The organism is Actinoplanes sp. NPDC051537 (genome assembly GCF_055586105.1).
Genome location: NZ_JBVJIU010000003.1, coordinates 190,079 through 207,780, shown reverse-complemented (window position 1 = coordinate 207,780; position 17,702 = coordinate 190,079). Strand labels below are relative to the sequence as shown.

18 protein-coding genes are annotated in these 17,702 nt (G+C 72.3%); 10 read left to right on the top strand and 8 right to left on the bottom strand.

The annotated features are described in order from the left end of the window. Positions 1–41 precede the first annotated feature (41 nt). On the top strand, positions 42–2,258 hold the full coding sequence (locus tag ACZ6TB_RS07885; protein ID WP_465551836.1) for a putative bifunctional diguanylate cyclase/phosphodiesterase: 2,217 nt from the start codon (positions 42–44) through the stop codon (positions 2,256–2,258). Between the two features lie 9 nt (positions 2,259–2,267). After that, a complete protein-coding gene (locus tag ACZ6TB_RS07880) occupies positions 2,268–3,500 on the top strand; it encodes an MFS transporter (RefSeq protein WP_465551834.1) in 1,233 nt (410 codons plus the stop codon). On the opposite strand, the gene ACZ6TB_RS07875 is transcribed toward ACZ6TB_RS07880, so the two are convergent. After that, positions 3,469–4,938 carry an ATP-binding protein gene (locus ACZ6TB_RS07875; protein ID WP_465551832.1) on the bottom strand — a complete coding sequence of 490 codons (1,470 nt, stop codon included), beginning with the start codon at positions 4,936–4,938 and terminating at the stop codon, positions 3,469–3,471. The two genes, ACZ6TB_RS07880 and ACZ6TB_RS07875, sit on opposite strands and share 32 nt — an antisense overlap. A gap of 33 nt (positions 4,939–4,971) precedes the next feature. Beyond that, positions 4,972–5,691 (bottom strand): SDR family oxidoreductase, encoded by a 720-nt coding sequence (locus ACZ6TB_RS07870; protein WP_465551830.1) that lies wholly within the window; start codon positions 5,689–5,691, stop codon positions 4,972–4,974. 111 nt (positions 5,692–5,802) lie between these two features. Here ACZ6TB_RS07870 and ACZ6TB_RS07865 point away from each other — a divergent pair, with 111 nt between their 5' ends. From ACZ6TB_RS07865 to ACZ6TB_RS07855, 3 genes are read left to right on the top strand one after another with little or no spacing between them, the layout of a single operon-like run. After that, positions 5,803–6,174, top strand: a complete 372-nt coding sequence (locus tag ACZ6TB_RS07865) for a hypothetical protein (protein WP_465551828.1) — start codon at positions 5,803–5,805, stop codon at positions 6,172–6,174. Between the two features lie 15 nt (positions 6,175–6,189). Then, positions 6,190–6,408 carry a hypothetical protein gene (locus ACZ6TB_RS07860; protein WP_465551826.1) on the top strand — a complete coding sequence of 73 codons (219 nt, stop codon included), beginning with the start codon at positions 6,190–6,192 and terminating at the stop codon, positions 6,406–6,408. Positions 6,409–6,433: 25 nt separating this feature from the next. Next, a complete protein-coding gene (locus ACZ6TB_RS07855) occupies positions 6,434–6,790 on the top strand; it encodes a VOC family protein (RefSeq protein WP_465551824.1) in 357 nt (118 codons plus the stop codon). Positions 6,791–7,130: 340 nt separating this feature from the next. Here ACZ6TB_RS07855 and ACZ6TB_RS07850 read toward each other — a convergent pair whose 3' ends face one another. After that, on the bottom strand, positions 7,131–7,682 hold the full coding sequence (locus ACZ6TB_RS07850; RefSeq protein WP_465551822.1) for a snapalysin family zinc-dependent metalloprotease: 552 nt from the start codon (positions 7,680–7,682) through the stop codon (positions 7,131–7,133). Between the two features lie 142 nt (positions 7,683–7,824). Between ACZ6TB_RS07850 and ACZ6TB_RS07845 the strand changes: the two genes are divergently transcribed. Continuing rightward, the gene (locus tag ACZ6TB_RS07845; protein WP_465551820.1) at positions 7,825–8,784 is read left to right on the top strand and encodes an aldo/keto reductase; all 960 of its coding nucleotides are present in this window, start codon (positions 7,825–7,827) and stop codon (positions 8,782–8,784) included. Positions 8,785–8,846: 62 nt separating this feature from the next. Here the strand turns inward: ACZ6TB_RS07845 and ACZ6TB_RS07840 are convergent, their stop codons facing one another. Together ACZ6TB_RS07840 and ACZ6TB_RS07835 are read right to left on the bottom strand one after the other, a co-directional pair. After that, positions 8,847–9,725 carry a TIGR03560 family F420-dependent LLM class oxidoreductase gene (locus tag ACZ6TB_RS07840; RefSeq protein ID WP_465551818.1) on the bottom strand — a complete coding sequence of 293 codons (879 nt, stop codon included), beginning with the start codon at positions 9,723–9,725 and terminating at the stop codon, positions 8,847–8,849. A gap of 10 nt (positions 9,726–9,735) precedes the next feature. After that, entirely contained in the window at positions 9,736–10,533 is a 798-nt protein-coding gene (locus ACZ6TB_RS07835) for a helix-turn-helix transcriptional regulator (RefSeq protein WP_465551816.1), read from the bottom strand. Between the two features lie 76 nt (positions 10,534–10,609). Between ACZ6TB_RS07835 and ACZ6TB_RS07830 the strand changes: the two genes are divergently transcribed. Both ACZ6TB_RS07830 and ACZ6TB_RS07825 read left to right on the top strand, forming a co-directional pair. After that, on the top strand, positions 10,610–11,641 hold the full coding sequence (locus tag ACZ6TB_RS07830; RefSeq protein ID WP_465551814.1) for an FAD-dependent oxidoreductase: 1,032 nt from the start codon (positions 10,610–10,612) through the stop codon (positions 11,639–11,641). Position 11,642: 1 nt separating this feature from the next. Then, positions 11,643–12,809, top strand: a complete 1,167-nt coding sequence (locus ACZ6TB_RS07825) for a cytochrome P450 (protein WP_465551812.1) — start codon at positions 11,643–11,645, stop codon at positions 12,807–12,809. On the opposite strand, the gene ACZ6TB_RS07820 is transcribed toward ACZ6TB_RS07825, so the two are convergent. From ACZ6TB_RS07820 to ACZ6TB_RS07810, 3 genes are all read right to left on the bottom strand, one after another. Then, positions 12,799–14,088: a mannitol dehydrogenase family protein gene (locus ACZ6TB_RS07820; protein WP_465551810.1), complete on the bottom strand. Its 1,290-nt coding sequence runs from the start codon at positions 14,086–14,088 to the stop codon at positions 12,799–12,801. The genes ACZ6TB_RS07825 and ACZ6TB_RS07820 overlap by 11 nt on opposite strands. Positions 14,089–14,129: 41 nt before the next feature. After that, entirely contained in the window at positions 14,130–15,305 is a 1,176-nt protein-coding gene (locus ACZ6TB_RS07815; RefSeq protein WP_465551808.1) for a cellulose-binding domain-containing protein, read from the bottom strand. Positions 15,306–15,422: 117 nt separating this feature from the next. Then, a complete protein-coding gene (locus ACZ6TB_RS07810; protein ID WP_465551806.1) occupies positions 15,423–15,617 on the bottom strand; it encodes a ferredoxin in 195 nt (64 codons plus the stop codon). 288 nt (positions 15,618–15,905) lie between these two features. Between ACZ6TB_RS07810 and ACZ6TB_RS07805 the strand changes: the two genes are divergently transcribed. Both ACZ6TB_RS07805 and ACZ6TB_RS07800 read left to right on the top strand, forming a co-directional pair. Beyond that, complete coding sequence (locus tag ACZ6TB_RS07805) at positions 15,906–16,202, top strand: hypothetical protein (RefSeq protein ID WP_465551804.1); 297 nt, start codon at positions 15,906–15,908, stop codon at positions 16,200–16,202. Positions 16,203–16,291: 89 nt separating this feature from the next. Next, positions 16,292–17,701 carry an SDR family NAD(P)-dependent oxidoreductase gene (locus tag ACZ6TB_RS07800; RefSeq protein WP_465551802.1) on the top strand — a complete coding sequence of 470 codons (1,410 nt, stop codon included), beginning with the start codon at positions 16,292–16,294 and terminating at the stop codon, positions 17,699–17,701. Position 17,702 lies beyond the last annotated feature (1 nt).

Below are 17,702 nucleotides of genomic sequence, written 5' to 3'. Positions count from 1 at the left end.
GCGAACCTCATGCCCGGCCCCGGGCGGACGATTCGCTGGTCGTGCGGACATGGTGGCTGTGGGTTCTGACCGGGGCGTTCATCTGCCTCGGCTATCCGCTGCTGCCCGAGGGCAGCGTCGAGTCCACCGTCGTCTACAACGGGATCGGCGTTCTCTCGTTCGTCGCCATCGTGATCGGGGTGCGGCGCAACCGGCCGCCCGACCCGCTCGCCTGGTACCTCTTCGCGGCCGGGGTCATCACGTTCGTCGCGGCCGACATCGTGTACGAGGTGAGCGGCCTGGTCCTGGGCACGCACCCGTACCCGTTCTGGGACGACGTGCTCTACCTCCTCGCGTACCCGCTGCTCTGGGCCGGTCTGCTCCGGGTCCGCGGCCGGCAGCGCGTACGCCGTGATCTCGCCGGGGTGATCGACGCCGCCGTGATCGCCGTCGCCGTCGGGCTCGTGTACTGGGTCTTCGTCATCCAGCCCACGCTCGGCGACCTCGAGACCCCGATGCTGCAGCGCCTCGTCTCGGTCGCCTACCCGACCTGCGACGTGCTGATGTGCACCGTCCTGACCCGGATGCTCACCCGGCCCGGCGGCCGCACCCCGACCGTCCTGCTGCTCGCCCTCGGCAGCGGCCTCACGTTCGCGTGCGACGTCATCTGGAGCCTCACCGAGTCGTTCGCCAGCTACTCCGGCGGCCTGATCAACGCGGGCTTCATGCTCGGGTACGTGTCCTGGGCCGCCGCCGCCCTGCACCCGTCGATCAACCCACGCCCCGCGGCCGGCGCCGCCCGGAGCATCGCGTTCGGCCGGGGCCGCCTGGGCCTGCTCGCCGCCTGCACCCTGCTCGTGCCGGCCGTGCTGTTCATCCAGGGTCTGCGGCACGACGAGATCAACTGGGGCGCCGTCGGCGTCGGCGCGGTCGCGCTGTTCCTGCTCGTGCTGGCCCGCCTGGCCGGCTTCGTCGGCCAGGTCGCCGACCAGGCCGGCCGCCTCGAGCACCTCGCCATGCGCGACGACCTGACCGGCCTGGCCAACCGCCGCCACTTCGAGCAGCGCCTCACCGAGGCGGTCACGGCCGGCGCGGCCCAGGTCTGCCTGCTCGACCTCAACGCCTTCAAGGTCGTCAACGACCTGTACGGGCGGCAGATCGGCGACCGGCTGCTCGCCGCCGTCGCGCAGCGGCTCACCGCGGCCGTCCGCGACGGCGACATGGTGGCCCGGATGGGCGGCGACGAGTTCGCGGTGCTGGCGCCGGGCGCGGGCGCCGCCGACGGCGACGCGATCGTGCGCCGGCTGATCGACGCGCTGCGCGAGCCGGTCCTGGTCGGCGGCCACCACCTGCTGGTGGCGGCGACGATCGGCACCGCCGACGCGACCGGCGACCACGACGCCGTCGAGGTGCTGCGCCGCGCCGACGTGGCGATGTACGCGGCCAAGGAGGCCGGGAGCCGCCAGCACCGCCGCTACTGCGCCGGCATGGACGACCGGGCCGGCGAGGCCGCGCGGCTCGGCGTGGAGATGCGGATGGGCATGGACACCGGCCAGTTCCGCATGGTCTACCAGCCGATCGTGTCCCTGCCCGGCGGCCGCACCCGCTACGTCGAGTCGCTCGTGCGCTGGCAGCACCCCGAGCGCGGGTTCGTGAGCCCGGCCGAGTTCATCCCGGTCGCAGAGCAGAACGGCCTGATCGTCGAGCTCGGCGAGTGGATCCTGCGCACCGCCTGCAGCCGGTTCAACGAGTGGCGCGACCGGCACGGCACGCACGCGCCCCAGCGGATCAGCGTCAACGTGTCGGCCCGGCAGCTCAACGAGCCCGGCTTCGTCGCGGTGGTGGCCGGGGTGCTCAAGGAGACCGGCATGCCGGCCGGCTGCCTGATCATCGAGGTCACCGAGACGGCGGTCTTCGGCGGCGGCGTCGCGGTGCAAGCGGTCAAAGATCTCAAGGACCTGGGCGTACGCATCGCGCTCGACGACTTCGGCACCGGGCACTCGTCGCTGGGGCTGTTGCAGACGGTGCCCGTGGACGTGCTCAAGGTGGACAAGTCGTTCGTCGACAACCTCACCATGGCCGGCCGGCACGCCGTCATCGCGACCGCGCTCATCCAGGTCAGCAACGGCCTCGGCCTGACCGCGGTGGCCGAGGGCGTGGAGACCGCCGAGCAGGCGGCCGAGCTGCACCGGCTCGGCTACCAGCTCGCGCAGGGCTACCACTTCGGGCGGCCCGTGGCGGAGCCCGACTTCCGCAGCGAAGCGGTGACCGCGCTGTAGGGTGCCCGGGTGGCTCTCGGCTCCGACTTCCGGCGGCTCTGGGCCGCATATGCGATCAGCGAGACCGGCACCGGCCTGAGCTTCGGCGCCCTGCCCCTGGTCGCGGTGCTGGTCCTGCACGTGCCCGAGTTCCAGGTGTCGCTGCTGGCGGCGCTCGGCGGCCTGGTCGCGGCGGCGCTGGCCCTGCCGGCCGGGCCGTGGATCGAGTTCCGCCGGAAACGGCCGGTGATGATGGGCGCCGATCTCGCCCAGGCCGCGGCCCTGTTCAGCATCCCGATCGCGCTCGCCGCCGGCGTCCTCACCTACCCGCAGCTCTGCGTCGTCGCCGTCGTCCAGGCGGCCGGCGTGATCGTCTTCAAGTCGGCCTCGGGCGCGCACCTCAAGGCTCTGGTCTCCCCCGCCGACCGGGCCACCGCCAACGGCCGGTTCGAGGCGACGTTCTGGACGGCCTACTCCGCGGGACCACCGATCGGCGGCGCGCTGACCTCCGCGGTCGGGGTCGGCTGGACCCTCGCCGCCGACGCGACCAGCTTCGTCCTCTCCGCCGCCGGCGTGCGCAGCATCAAGACGCCGGAATCGCCACCGCCACCCCGGATCAAGACCGGCAAAAGCCGGTTGTCCGAGATATCAGCCGGTTGGCGGTACATCGCCCGGCACCGCGGTCTCCGCGCGCTCTTCCTCAACTCGCAGGTCTTCGGCAGCGCGCTGATGGCCACGTCCCCGCTCCTGGCCGTGCTCATGCTCGAGCAACTGAACCTGCCCCCGTGGCAATACGGCCTGGCCTGGGGCATCCCCTGCGTCGGCGGCGTCCTCGGCTCGCTGGCGCTGCGGCCGCTCAACAGCCGCTTCGGCGATCGCCGGGTCCTGCTCGCCACCGGCGTCCTGCGCGCGGCCTTCCAATGCTTCCTCGCCGCGACCCCGGCCGGCCCGCTCGGCGTCGTCGTGGTCATCGCCGTCGAGTTCGTGTCGCTGTTCGCCGCGGGCGTCTTCAACCCGGCCTTCGCCACCTACCGGATGACCGAAACCGACGATGCCTACCTGTCCCGCGTGATCGCCTGCTGGAGCATCAGCTCGCGCACCACGCAGCCGATCGGCATCCTGCTCGGCGGCGCGCTGGCCGCCCTCACGAGCGTGCGCGTGGCCCTGCTCGTCTGCGGGGTCATCGTGCTCGCGAGCGCGGCCCTGCTGCCCTGGCGGTCGTCGACCGAGATCAACGAGCGGCAAGCAGTTCCCGTACGCTAGCAAGCAGCTCTTCCTGCGTGATCGGCTCGACGATCCCGCCCGTCCGGGCGTCCTGCATCGCCTTCGAGAGCTGCACCCGGCGCAGCACCTCCTTGATGTCCGCGCCGGTCATGCCGTGGCTCGCGTGGGCGAGCGCGGTCAGGTCGATCTCGTCGGCGAACATCCGGAAGCCCGCCTGCTCGTGCGCCGTCACGAGCCCTTGGATCATCTTGCGGAAGATCTCGGCCCGGCTCGGCTCGTCCGGCTTCGGCACGCTGATCTTCACGTCGAACCGTCCGGAACGGATCAGCGACTCGTCGACCCGCTGCGGGAAGTTCGTGGTCGCCACCACGATCACGTTCGGGTTCTCCTCGATCAGGTCGTTCATCTCCTGCTTGAAGATGCCGGCCACCGCGTTGAGGGCCTGGCTGGCCGCGTCGCCGCCGGTGCCCGCGTAGCTGACGATCGAGTCGAACTCGTCGAACAGCATCAGCGTCGGCACCCGGTAGCGGCGCGCGTCGCGGAAGATCTGCTTGATGTTCCGCTCCGAGCCGCCGAGCCACTTGTCGAGGATCTCCGGGGTGCGGATCTCCCGGAAGTCGGCGCCGATCTCGTTGGCCAGCGCGCGGGACAGCATCGTCTTGCCGGTGCCGGGAGGCCCGTACATCAGCAGGCCCTGAGGTCTCCGCGCGCCCCACCGCGCCATCGCCTCCGGATGCCGGAACGACACCGCGATCTGGCGCAGCTCGGCCACCACGTCGGCGAGGCCGCCCACCATGTCGAGCGTGACGGTCTGGGTGGTGGCCGGCGTCCGCGGCATCGCCTCGCGGCTCACCACGTACCGGCGGCCGCGCAGCGAGTCGGGCCCGGCCAGCTCGAGCACCGTCTGCAGGGTGAGCCCCACGAACGCCTGCAGATGCGCCGGGGTCACCTCGTCCCGCGGCACCTCGGCGTGCAGGCGCACCACGGTCCCGGTCTCGTCGTAGGTCACCGAGGCCTGGAGCCCGACGACGGCATCGGCGAGGGTGGCGGGCTCGCGGCTCGCCGCCGGCTTGGCGGTCCGATCAAGACCGAGCTTCTTGTACGCCGCGGCAGCCGCGGCCCCGACACCGTCCACCAGCCGGGTGGCGATCGGATCCCCCTGCTCGATCCGCTTCGCCAGCAGCACGCCGACCGGGTCGTTGCCCAGCACCAGCTTGCGGATGCGCTCCTTCGACAGCGGCTCGTCGGCGGTGGAGATCGCCGCCGAGAACACGTGCACCGGTCCCGACGGCCGATCCCCGCTCGCCACGGTCATGTCGACCCGCCGCACCGGGTCGGGCCACATCGCCCGCTTCAGTAGATCGATCGCGTTCACCCGGGCCGCCGCCAGCAGGGTCGCCGCCTCGACCAGCTCGACGGTCGCGCCCGCGTACTCGAAGGTCTCACCGCGCTGCCGCGCAAAGCCAGCATCAGACATGCACCAAGAGTGACACGGTTCCGCCCGTTCTCTTCAAATCAGGCGGTGGCCGCCTTCCACGTGCAGCGTTGTTCCCGTCATGAACTCGTTGACCATGACCGCCCGGAACGCCGCCGCGATGTCCCGGGGTTGCCCGACCCGCCCCGCCGGCAGCTTCGCCGCCATCGCCGAGAGCCGCTCGTGTTTGGCCGGGCCAGCCAGGTCGTCCCAGATGGCCGTGTCCACCCAGCCGGGCGAGACCACGTTGACCCGCACCGGCGCGAGCTCGACGGCGAGCGTCCGGGCCAGCGCCTCGAGCGCGCCGTTGGCCGTGGCCAGCATCGACGACCCCGGGCTGGGCCGGTAGGCCGCGACCCCCGAGGTGAACGTGATCGACCCGTTCCGCGCGATCACCGGCGCCGCGTGCTTGGCCACCAGCCACGGCCCGACCACCTTGGTGCCGAGCACGTCCCAGGCCGCCTTGACCGGAAACTCGGCGATCGGGTGGTACGCGCCGTTCACATCGGCCGCGGTGACCACGACATGGTCGAGCGGCGCGGCGAGCAGCTCCTTCACCGCGCCCTCGTCGGCGATGTCGACCCGGCTCGTGGTGACCCGGTCCGTGAGCCGCCGGCGTGCGCCGGCCAGCCGCTCTTCCGACCGCCCGGCGAGATGAACCCGGGCGCCCTCCTCGAGAAGCAACTCGGCCAGGGCGTACCCCATCCCCGATCCGCCGCCGACAATGACCACACGCTGCCCGTTCAGGTTTTCCATGGCGTCCAGCCTGGCCGCGGGCGGGTCGCCCGAGAAGGCCGTGCCGGGCCTGGTCCTCGCGGGGCCACCCGCTTCTTTTGATCTGCCTTCGGCGGGGTAAGTCCGGTAGACATGGCGACCTATTCCGTCAATCCCGCGGCCGTCGAGCGGGCGCAGAGTCTCCTCCGGGCCCGGCAGTACGTGCTGGACAGCGACTGGGGCAGCGTCCAGCCCCGGGCCGACGACGAGAACGGCTTCCTTGCGCGGCATTCCTGGCCCGAGTACGCCGCGTGGCACCTGGGCCTCACGAGCGGCGCCGGCGACGAGACCAAGGCCCGGTACGCGTTCGTCTACGGCGACTTCCGGCGCATCCACCGCACCGGCCTGATCGCGTGCGTCTACCGGGCGTCGGAGTGGCGCCACAAGGACATCGAGCTGGCCGCCCATGACCTGCTCCAGGAGCTCGACGCGGCGGCCGGCATCAAGCCGTCCACCACTGCCTGAGCTAGCCTGGGACCCATGGCGCAGGAGTCCCCGGCATCCCGGCTCATGGCGTTGGCCGTGCAGTTGCGAGACGCGGCGACGCAGGCCGGGCGGCTCGACGTGGCCGAGAAGGCCGACGAGGCCGTCGCCCTTCTCGCGACCGCCGCCCTTCTCCCGACCGCCGAGCCCGACGCTCCGGCCCGTCGCGACACCGGCAACGCGATCCTGAGAACCCTGGACGGTCTCGGATTCTGACCACGACCCGGTCTACGATCGGCGTGTGATCAGCGGTGCGCACGTAATCCTCTACAGCCGCGACGCCGAGGCCGACCGAGCATTCTTCCGCGACGTGCTCGACTACCCCCACGTCGACGCCGGCGGCGGCTGGCTGATCTTCAAGTCCCCACCCGGCGAGCTGGCCGTCCACCCGACCGACGGCCCCCCGTCACAGGAGTTCTACCTGATGTGCGACGACTTGGCCGCCACGATGGCTTCGCTGGCTGAGCGAGGGGTCGAGTTCACCGGCCCGGTGAACGACCGGGGCTGGGGGTTGCTGACCGGGATCAGGTTGCCCGGCGGGGGTGAGCTTGGTCTGTATCAGCCCCGGCATCCGGTCGCCCATTCGCTGCCCGGCTGAGTCTCGGCCCTCGTCCCGGGCTGATCCGGTGCCGACCGTTGTGGACGGCGCCCGGAAATTGTCATACGGCGGCGCTAGCGTGGCCCCACCCAGTCACGGGTGGGGGCGGATTACCGGGCCTGGGCGCGCCTCCCCCTGTGGGCGGCGCGCGAAAAATGTCGTACGGCGGCGCTAGCGTGGCCCCACCCAGTCACGGGTGGGGCCGGATTACCCGAGGCCGGAGCCGGAGCGGCCCGAGCCGGAGCGGCCCGAGCCGGAGCGGCCCGAACCGGAGCGGCCCGAACCGGAGCGGCCCGAACCGGAGCGGCCCGAACCGGAGCGGCCCAAGCCACCCGTCTCGCTAGGCGGCCGTCTTGGTGGCGAGGCCCTGCCACACGTACGTCTGCGGGGTCTTGGCCACCGCCGAGCGGAAGTTGTTCTGCACCGTGCTTGCCTCCTGGCTGTTGGGGTTCGCGTTGGTGCAGGAGACGGGCGCGCTGCTGCCCGACATGAGGTCGGCGCAGAGGCCCGTGCGCCGGTCGGGCAGGCCGAGGATGTGGCCGAACTCGTGGGCCGCGATCCGAGGTGGGTAGTAGCCCTCGTTGACCGCCTCGCGGCCCATGTACCAGCGGCCGTTGCCGAGTGACGTGGTGTACGTGCGGGGCCAGCCGTTGTCGGCGTAGACGCGGATGTTCGCGGTGTGGCCGGCGGTCAGGGCGCGGAGCTGGACGTTGGTGACGCGGGCGTTCCAGATCTGCGCGCCCTGGTTGACGACGGCGACGAACTCCTGGGCCTGGCTCGCGTCGTAGTAGAGGATGCGGGTCGCGGCGGCCGCGGGAGTGGCGCCCGCGAGCTGGATGCCGGCGATCGCGAGGGCGGCGATCAGGGCGGTCGCCCATCGACGGAGAAGCATGGGTGCCTCCGGGGGGTCGGGGGGAAGGGGGTGCCGACGACTCTAGCTATGCAGAGAAGATCATCGATGCACGGTGGGCATATCAATTCGTCCCTCCCGCGGGCTTGAGCTGGAGTGCGCTCCAGGTTCTAGGGTCGACAGCATGGAGATGAGGGAATTCGGGCGGCTCGGCCGGATCAGCGCGCTCACGCTCGGCGGCGGCGGGATCGGCGGCGTCTGGGGCAGCACGGACCGGGCCGAGGCGGTGGCGACGATCCACGCGGCGGCGGATGCGGGCATCACGATGCTCGATCTCGCGCCGGGGTACGGGGTGGACTCCGAGTCGGAGCGGGCGGCCGGTGCGGCGCTGCGGTCGCGGCCGGCGCCGGACCTGATGATCACGACGAAGATTCCGCTGCCGGACGACGACGAGGGGGACGTACGGGCGCGGGCCCGCAAGAGTTTGACCGACAGCCTGGCACGCATCGGGCGCGATCACGTCGACCTGGTGCTGCTGCACACCCAGCTCCGGCCGCGGACCGGGACGTCGGGCGAGGCGGGGCTGCTCGGGTGGCAGGTCTACCGGGACGAGGTGATCGCGGAGTTCGAGCGGTTCCGTTCGGAGGGGCTGATCCGGGGCTGGGGAATCACCGGCGTCGGGCACCCGGAGAGCGTGGTGGACGCGCTACGGGAGGCGCCGAAGCCGGATGCGGTCCAGGTCGTGGTCAACGCGATGGACATGAACGGGGACATCTGGTTCTTCGACGGCGTACGGCCGGAGACCGGCGCGATTATGGACGCTGCTAACCGGAACGAGGTTCCGGTTGTCGGGATCCGGGCGGTGGCGGCGGGCTCGCTGACGTCGGCCGTGGACCGGCCGCTCCCGGACGGGCATCCGACGGCGGTGGACTTCGCGCGGGCCGAGCCGTTCCGCAAGCTGGCGGCCGAGATGGGTGAGACCCCGGCGGCGCTCGCGCACCGTTATGCGCTGAGCGTGCCGGGGGTGGCGACGGTCGTGCTCGGCGTGAAGAACCGCGAGGAGCTGGCCGAATGCGTGACCGCCGCGGAGCGGGGGCCGCTCACCGAGGAGGAGATGGCGGCGATCGCCGGGCTGAGCGCCTGACGACCGCCGGCGCAGCAGATGGCCGCCGGCTCAGCGGCTCAGCAGCTCAGCGGCTCAGCGGCTCAGCGGCGGACGATCTCCAGGATCGTGTCCATCGCGGCCAGGCGGTCGGCGCCCTTGCCGAGCAGGTCGTCGGGGATGATCAGCTCGTCGAGGCCGACGGCGCGGTACTCGTCGACGGTGGCGGCCAGCGCGTCCCGGGAACCGCCGATCATCGGCGGGCCACCGGGGCCGTCCGGCAGCCCGCCGTCGACGGCGACCAGGGCCTGAGCGGTGCGCTTGACCGCCTTGGGGTCACGGCCGAGCCGGGCGCAATGCTCGTCCAGCACGGCGGACTTGTGGGCGATCGTCGCGGGAACGCCCCAGGCGTTCCACTCATCCGCATATTTCGCGACAATTCCGAGCATGCGCTTCTCACCCTTGGCGCCGATCAGCAACGGCAACGGATCCTGCAGAGGCTTGGGCTCGCACACCGCATCCACGACCTGGTAGTAGGCGCCGTCCACGGTGGTGCGCGGTGAACGCAGCAGGCCGAGCATGACCCGAACCGCCTCCTCGAAGCGGTCGATCAGCTCCTTCGTCGGGGGCAGCGGGATCCCGTACGCCCGATGCTCGGTCTTCTGCCATCCGGCGCCGACGCCGAGCACGAATCGTCCGCCGCTGATGTGGTCGACGGTGGCGGCCATGTTCGCCACCACGGCCGGATGCCGGTACGTGTTGCCGTAGACCAGCGTGCCGATCCGCACCCGCGGCACCAGCGCGCCGAGGGCCGCGATCAGCGAGCCGCACTCGAGCATCGGGGTGGCCAGGTCGTCCTCGTCGTCGGGCATGAAGTGGTCGGCGAGCCACACGCCGTCCCAGCCCGTCTCGGCGGCGTGCTGCGACACGGAGAGCACCTCGGCGTACGTCTGCTCGGCCCCGGGCCAGATGGAGATCCGCATGGTGCGGAGCCTACGGGTGGGCGGCCAGCCAGAGTAGCGTCAGCGCGTCCGCGTCGCTCGAGCCGGGCGCGGCCTGGAACACGACGAGGCGCTGACCGTCGGCCACGCTGAGCACCTCCGACCGCAGATCCAGACGCCCGACCTCCGGGTGACGGAACGTGCGGTGGGTGCCGCTCTTCACGCGTACGTCGTAATCGCGCCAGAGTTTCGCGAAGTCGGCGCTGGTGGCACTCAGCTCGGCCACCAGCTCGGCGGCCAGTTCGCCGGGGATCGTCCGCAGGTGCGCGACGCAGTCCTGCGCCATCCGCTCCCAGTCGGCGAGCACGTCGCGCGCGACCGGGCTCCGGAACATGTACCGCACGAAATTCCGCCGCCGCGGCGGCCAGTCGGCCAGACCGGGCAGGAGGGCGAGACCTTCCGGGTTCGCCGCGAGGATGTCGCTTCCCTGATTGAGCACGTACGCCGGCGCCGGCCGAACCGTCTCCAGCAGCTGCTCCAGGCCCGGCCGCGCGACCTCGGGAGCGCGCCGGACGACCCGCCGCCCCGACGCGAGCAGGTGCAGATGGTCGCGCTCGTCGTCGCCCAGCCGCAGCGCGTCGGCCAGCGCGTCGAGCACCCCGGGGCTCGGGTTCCGGTCGCGCCCCTGCTCGAGCCGCGTGTAGTAGTCGACGCTGACCCCCGCGACCGCCGCCAGCTCCTCCCGGCGCAGTCCCGGCGTCTGCCGGCGCCCACCCCCGCCGGGAAGCCCGACGTCCCCGGGCCCGACCCGCCCCCGCCGGCTGCGCAGAAACTCCCCGAGATCGCTCACGACCCGAGTCTGCCACCCAGCTCAGCGGCCGTCCTGGCCCCGTCACGGCCACCCCGCGCTGATAACGTCGGCCGCTATGAGGGTGGCCGTTGTCGGTGGCGGCGTCGTCGGCCTGTCCACGACCGCCGCGTTGCTCCGGCGGGATGTCGACGTCCGGTGTTACGAGGCCGGCGAACCGATGGGCGAGCGCTCGGCCGGGGACACCCGGATCTTCCGGCTGGCGCACGCCTATCCCGACATGGTCGCGCTGGCCGGGCAGTCCCGGGCGTTGTTCGCCGCGTGGGCTGAGCGGGCCGGCGCCACCCTCGTCGACGACGTCGGCACCGTGGTCAGCGGCGCCGAGGCCGGAACGTGGGCGAGCGCGATGGCCGCCGCCGGCGCGGCGCACGAGATGGTGGAGCCCGGATCCCCGCGGTTGCGCCTCCCGGCCCGCGCCTTCGCCGGTCCCGCGCTGATCGACCCGGCCGGCGGCGTCATCCGGGTGGACCGGATCCGCGCGTTCCTGCTCGGCGCCGTCGGCGACCGGCTTCGGCGGGGTCGCGTCGATGCCGTCGAACAGACGGCGCGGGGCGTACGGGTCGACTCCGGCACCTTCGACGCCGTCGTGATCTGCGCCGGCGCCGGCACCTCCGCGCTGGCCGCCGGCGCCGGCATCGACACCCCGCCCGCACTCGAGCACCATCTGCGGGTCAGCTTCCCGATCCGCCCGGCGGCGCCGGCCCCGTGGCAGTGCTGGATCACCGCGCCGGCGGACGGGGTGCTGGGGACCTACCAGCACCGGGCCGGGCCCGGAACCTGGGCGGTCGGCGGCGACGTCGACCCGGCGCTGGTGACGTGGGCGGGTGGCCGGCCGGCCGCGGAACGGGCGTCGCTGGAAGCGGTGACCGGCTATGTCGCCGAGCACCTGCCGTTCGTCGAGCCTCGCCCGATCGGCCGGGTGTACTGCACGCACAACCCGGACCTCGGCGACGGCCTGCGGTTCGCGCGCAGCGGCCCGGTGATCGCCATGTACGGGGAGAACCTGATGAAGTTCGCCCCGCTGCTGGGCGAGATGCTGGCCACGGCCTGCGTCGACGGTTCCACCCCCGCGAACGCCGGCCCGCACTGACATGGCGCCGATCGACTTTCGGGACCCGGCGTTCCTCCGCGATCCGTACCCGGCCCTCGCCGCGCTCCGCGACACCGCGCCCGTCACCTGGCACGAACCGACCGGCACCTGGCTGGCCGCGAGCCACGCCGCCGCCGGCGCGGTGCTGCGCGACCGGCGGCTGGGCCGGTTCTGGACCGACCGCGAGCCGGCCGCCGTCTGGGAACCGTTCAACACGCTGCACCGCAACCAGATGATGGAGAACGAGCCGCCCGACCACACCCGGCTGCGCTCGCTGGTGGCCACGGCGTTCGGACGCGGCCACGTCGAACGCCTGCGCCCCGCCGTCGGCGCCGAGGCGGCCCGGCTGGTGGCCCGGGCGGGGAACGACTTCGACCTGCTCACCGCCGTGGCCGAGCCGCTGGCCGTCACCGTGATCGCCGAACTGCTGGGGGTTCCCGAGGCCGACCGGCATCGGTTGCGGCCGTGGTCGGCCGCGATCGTGCGGATGTACGAGGTGACCCGCACCCCCGAGGCCGAGGCGGCCGCCCTGACCGCCTGCCGCGAGTTCGCCGGCTACCTGCGCGACCTCGCCGGGCGCCGGGCCGCCGAGCCGCGCGACGACCTGATCAGCCACCTGGTCGCGGTTCGTGACGGCAGCGACCGGCTCTCGGCCGACGAGCTGGTGGCGTCCGCGATCCTGCTGCTCAACGCCGGCCACGAGGCCTCGGTGAACGCCCTCGGCGGCGGCCTGGTCGCGCTGCTGACCCACCCGGCCGAGCTGGCCCGGCTGCGCGCCGACCGTTCCCTGATCCCGGCGGCGGCCGAGGAGATGGTCCGCTACGACCCGCCCCTGCACATGTTCGTGCGCACCGCCGCCGCCCCGGTCGAGATCGGCGGCGTCACCGTGCCGGCCGGCGACAAGATCGCGGCCCTGCTCGGCGCCGCGAACCGCGACCCGGCCGTCTTCGCCGACCCCGACACGTTCGACGTGGCCCGCGATCCCAACCCGCACCTCGGTTTCGGCGCCGGCCTGCACTTCTGCCTCGGCGCCCCGCTGGCCCGCATCGAGCTGCACGCCGCCCTGTCCGCCCTGCTCGACGTGCCGGACCTGCAGCTCGCCGAGACTCCCGAGCATCGCCCGACCTTCGTGCTGCGAGCGTTCACGCGGGTGCGCCTCACCCGGTGAGCGTCGCCTTCTCCACGGCCACCACCAGCGCGTCATCACCGGCCAGGTCGGGAGCGAGAAGAGCAAGCACATCCCGTACGTCGGAAGCCCGCTCCTGAAATGGCCCAGCGCCCGCGTCGTCGACCGGCACGCCGGCGCCGCGCAGATGATCGATCCACCCGGCCACGATGCGCACGGCCCCCGGCGGGACGCGACCCGCCCGGACCTCGCCCCGGAGCACCGGCAGCACCCGGATCGGCACCTTCTGCGAGCCGTCCGCCGCGATCTGCGCGAGCTTGTGCCGGATGCGCGCGTTGGAGAAGCGGGTGACCAGCGCCTCGCGGTACTCGGCCAGCTCGGCCGCCGGCAGCGGCACATAGCGGCCGGCCTCGTCCCACCATTGATCGAGCCAGGCGCGGCACTCGGGGTCGGCGACGGCGTCGGCCACCGTCTCATGGCCGCGGGGGCTTCCGGCGTACGCGAGAAGGCTGTGCCCGCCGTTGAGCAGCAATAGTTTCCGGTGCTCGTGCGCGGTGACGTCGGAGACGAACCGCGCTCCCCCGGCCTCCCAGCCCGGCCGGCCCGCCGGGAAGACGCCGCTCAGAACCCATTCCGTGTAGGGCTCGGTCACCACCGGCATCGCATCGTCGAAACCGGTCAGCCCGGCCGCCGTGCGCACGTCCTCGGGCGTGGTGCGCGGCGTGATCCGGTCGACCATCGTCGTCACGAACGACACGTGGTCCCGGATCCACGGCACCAGCGCGGGCTCGGCCAGCGACGCGAAGTCGAGGACCACCCGGGCCGCCGCCTCGCCGTTCGACGGCAGGTTGTCGCAGGGCACGATCGCGATCGGACCACCGCCCGAGATGCGCCGCTCGGCCAGCCCCGCCATGATCCGCCCCGGCACGGTCCGCGCCGGATCGCCGCGCAGCCAGGCGGCGACGTCGGCGGCGGCCCGGCTCTCGTCCAGGCCGCCACCGGCGCCGCGCAGATAGGCCGCCTCGGTCACGGTCAGCGTCAGCACGGCGGTGCGCGGTGACGCCAGGTGCTCCCGCCACGCGTGATGGTCATCGGCCGGGTACGCGTGGTCGATCGCCCCGATGATCTCGGCATCGTCCCGCTCGGGCCCGCGCACGAGCAGCGTGTACCGCCCGTGCTGGGCGTTCAGCGTGTCGGCCGCGCCCGCCGACCGCCCGGTGAAAGCCGCGATCGGCCACTCCCCGGCGTCCGGGGTCGCCGCCGTGTACCAGGCCTGGTGCGCACGGAAGAAGTTCCCGAGCCCGAGATGCACGATCCGCATAGCCCCATCGTGGTTTCCCGGGCCCCCGCGGGCAACCGGACTCAGCAGCCGTTGCGCATCGCGCTCACCGCCACGTCGTCGTACCAGAGGGTGTCGGCGCCCGAGCCGTAGCTCTCCCAGCCCAGCCGCAGGTCGGTGAGCTTGGGCCGCCACGTGCGGTTGAGCCACTGGCTGTCGATGTCGTGCGTCGGCGTGCCGTCCTCGAGCAGGCCGGGCACGCTGGTGCCGTTCAGCCAGGTCTCGATCGTGCCGTTGCCGCCGTCGACCTTGAACTCGACGCAGTTCCACGCGTTCACCGGCAGCGGCGCGGAGAGCGCGACCCCGGCCGGGCTCTGCTCGGGCAGCGTCGCGTCGTCGGAGGCCCGGTTGAACTGGAGCGCCCCGTTCTGCCCGCCGAACCGCAGGTCCTTGTTGCCGTCGTTGGCGTCCTGCATCGCGACGGCGGCCACGTGCGCGGCCGGCAGGGCGGTGGTGTGCCGCACCCAGTACCGCACGTACCAGACGCTGCTGGTCGTGCCGAGGATCGCGGTGTTGCGCACGAACACGTGGTTGCAGTAGCCCTCGGCCCCGTTCACCCGCAGCGAGGTGGAACCGCTGTGGGCCATGGTCTTGTCGATCGCGGCGGTGCCCGCGCCCGAGCAGTCCGGGTACGTGGTGGCCCAGTTCCCGCCCGGGGTGGCGCCGGCCTGGTTCTCGAAGCCGTCACAGATCGCGGTGGCGACGCAGCCCTGGGCCGGGGGGTTCGAAGGGCTGGTGGGCGGCGTGGTCGGCGGCGTGGTCGGGAGGGTGGACGGGGACGAGGTCGTCGGCGTGACGTCGGGCCCGCAGGCGACCCCGTTCAGCGTGAACGCCACCGGTTTCGCGTTGGTGCCCGAGTAGGTGCCCTGGAACCCGAACGACGTGGACGCGCCGCTCGCGAGGCTGCCGTTCCAGGCCACGTTGCTCGCCTGCACGGCCGCGCCGCTCTGGCTGACGGTGGCGTTCCAGGCATTCGTGATCTTCTGATCGCCGGCGTACGCCCACCCCACCGTCCACGAGCTCACGGCGGCGCCGTAGTTGGTGACCTTCACATCGGCCGTGAAGCCGCTGGCCCACGAGTTCGCGGTGTAGTCCACCGCACAGGCCGCGGCCGCCGTGGCGGTGCCGGCCAGTCCAACGATCATGCCGGCGCCGGCCACGAGGGCCGCGACGCCGAACCCGACAACGCGTCGACGCATAGGTACTCCCTGGGGATGGGGGGAATTTGGGAGCGCTCCCAAACATATCGACGACTGTAGTTTTCTTTCGAGAAGATGGAAAGCGTCGGGTGTGGACGAGACGCCGAGCGCGACGCGTCAGGCGATGAGCCGGATCACGGCCGCGGGGCAGCTCTTCACCGCGAGCTCGACCGCCGCCCGCTCGGTCTCGGGCGGGGCGTGGTCGAGCACGACCACCACCGCCTGCTCCTCGTCCTGACCGAAGACGGCCGGCGCGGTCATCGCGCACGTGCCCGACCCGATGCACAGACCGGTGTCGACCGTGACCTTCATGGGCAGCTCCACGATGGGCGAACGCCCTCACACTGCTCGCCACAACGAGGCTCGTCAATACGTCACGGGGCTCCCGGCCGTACCGGAGGGTGACAGCCGGATAGCCGACAGTACGGCGGAATTATCCGGTCGGGTGGCCCGCATACGACTGAAGGGGGTCGATGGACGGGATTCGCGGACATGACTTGTCCGTATCGGCCGATGTGCAAGTGACGATGGACACGATTAGGTGAGTCTCGCTCGCGCTTAGCGACCACGCGGCGGCCTGGGGTGAGGGAGATGGTCACGGTGACGAACGCTGTCATTTTCGTGCAGCAGGACAAGTTCGAGGCGAACGCGGCCCGCTGCCTCGACTACTGCGCGGCCCGGCGGTACGAGGTGGCCGGCCTGGTCTGCGGCGACTGGGCGGCCGCCCTGCAGATGCTCAAGGACGGGCTCGCCGGCGTCATCGTCGTCTCCTCGGCGGCCCAGCTCGACCCCGAGCGCGAGCCCCGCATCGAGGTCGTGCCCAAGCGCCTGAACAACCGGCGCAACAGCCGCACCCGGGTGATGTCCCGCCCGGTGTCCCGGGTCACCGCCCGCTGATCCGAAGGACCCGGCTTCACCTGCCGATCTGACGGGCTCAGTAGAGTTCTTCGGGACAGCGGCGGGACGAGCTAGGGAGACAAGCGGAGATGGCGGGCGACGCCGACACCATGGGGATCGACCCCGAGCGGCTGGCGATCTGCCTGTCCGTGCTGGCCGAGGCCGAGAAGCTGCCGCCCGAGCACCCCGACGCGGTCGCCCTCCGGCGCGCGACCGCGGGCCTGTTCAAGACGGTCAAGCTCCAGCGCCGCCGCGAGCGGCGGGACGCGATCCTGTCGGCCGACCGCGAGGTCACCGAGGCCACCGCCACCGGCGCGCCGGGCCGCATCGACGACGAGACGGCGGGCATCCCGCTGCGCACGACGATCGTCGGGGGCACGGCCGGCGTGCTGCGCCAGGCCCGCGGCTGCTACGTCTGCAAGCAGCGCTACACCCTGGTCGACGCGTTCTATCACCAGCTCTGCCCCGGCTGCGCGGCGCTCAACCACGCCAAGCGCGAGGCCCGGACCGACCTGACCGGCCGCCGCGCGCTGCTCACCGGCGGGCGCGCGAAGATCGGCATGTACATCGCGCTGCGGCTGCTGCGGGACGGCGCCGACCTCACCGTCACCACGCGCTTCCCGCACGACGCGGTCCGCCGGTACGCGGCGATGCCCGACAGCGGGGACTGGCTGCACCGGCTGCGGGTGGTCGGGCTCGACCTGCGCGACCCGGCCCAGGTGGTCGGCCTCGCCGACTCGGTGGCGGCCCGCGGGCCGCTGGATATCTTGATCAACAACGCGGCGCAGACGGTACGGCGTACGCCCGGAGCCTATTCCGCCATTGCCGCCGCCGAAAAGGAGCCGCTCCCCGACGGCCCGCTGCCCGAGCTGGAGTTCTTCGGCACCGCCGGCGCCTCGCCCGCGGCCGTGCTCACGACCGGCGGCCCGGCGCTCACCCCGCAGCAGATCACCGAGATGGCGCTGACCGCACGCTCGGTCGAGATCGACGCCGGCGGCCTGGTTCCCGACGTGACGCCGACCAACAGCTGGAGCGACCGGGTGCACGAGGTCGACCCGCTCGAGCTGCTCGAGGTGCAGCTCTGCAACGTGACGGCGCCGTTCGTCCTGGTCAGCCGGTTGCGCGGGGCGATGAGGAAATCAAAGTTCCCGCGCCGGTACGTCGTGAACGTCTCGGCCATGGAAGGCATCTTCGCCCGCGGCTACAAGGGCGCCGGCCACCCGCACACCAACATGGCCAAGGCCTCGCTGAACATGCTGACCCGCACCAGCGCGGTCGACATGTTCGCCGACGGCATCCTGATGACCAGCGTCGACACCGGATGGATCACCGACGAGCGGCCGCACCCGACCAAGATGCGGCTGGCCGACGAGGGCTTCCACGCGCCGCTCGACCTGGTCGACGGAGCGGCCCGCGTCTACGACCCGATCGTCCGCGGCGAGCGGGGCGAGGACGTGTACGGCTGCTTCCTCAAGGACTACGCCCCGGTCGACTGGTGAT

Coding starts and splice junctions, on each gene's coding strand:
- ACZ6TB_RS07870 (WP_465551830.1), bottom strand. CDS start 5,691: ATGGAAAACCTGAACGGGCAGCGTGTGGTCATTGTCGGCGGCGGATCG.
- ACZ6TB_RS07850 (WP_465551822.1), bottom strand. CDS start 7,682: ATGCTTCTCCGTCGATGGGCGACCGCCCTGATCGCCGCCCTCGCGATC.
- ACZ6TB_RS07820 (WP_465551810.1), bottom strand. CDS start 14,088: ATGCGGATCGTGCATCTCGGGCTCGGGAACTTCTTCCGTGCGCACCAG.
- ACZ6TB_RS07840 (WP_465551818.1), bottom strand. CDS start 9,725: ATGCGGATCTCCATCTGGCCCGGGGCCGAGCAGACGTACGCCGAGGTG.
- ACZ6TB_RS07860 (WP_465551826.1), top strand. CDS start 6,190: ATGGCGCAGGAGTCCCCGGCATCCCGGCTCATGGCGTTGGCCGTGCAG.
- ACZ6TB_RS07815 (WP_465551808.1), bottom strand. CDS start 15,305: ATGCGTCGACGCGTTGTCGGGTTCGGCGTCGCGGCCCTCGTGGCCGGC.
- ACZ6TB_RS07875 (WP_465551832.1), bottom strand. CDS start 4,938: ATGTCTGATGCTGGCTTTGCGCGGCAGCGCGGTGAGACCTTCGAGTAC.
- ACZ6TB_RS07830 (WP_465551814.1), top strand. CDS start 10,610: ATGAGGGTGGCCGTTGTCGGTGGCGGCGTCGTCGGCCTGTCCACGACC.
- ACZ6TB_RS07865 (WP_465551828.1), top strand. CDS start 5,803: ATGGCGACCTATTCCGTCAATCCCGCGGCCGTCGAGCGGGCGCAGAGT.
- ACZ6TB_RS07800 (WP_465551802.1), top strand. CDS start 16,292: ATGGCGGGCGACGCCGACACCATGGGGATCGACCCCGAGCGGCTGGCG.
- ACZ6TB_RS07845 (WP_465551820.1), top strand. CDS start 7,825: ATGGAGATGAGGGAATTCGGGCGGCTCGGCCGGATCAGCGCGCTCACG.
- ACZ6TB_RS07810 (WP_465551806.1), bottom strand. CDS start 15,617: ATGAAGGTCACGGTCGACACCGGTCTGTGCATCGGGTCGGGCACGTGC.
- ACZ6TB_RS07825 (WP_465551812.1), top strand. CDS start 11,643: ATGGCGCCGATCGACTTTCGGGACCCGGCGTTCCTCCGCGATCCGTAC.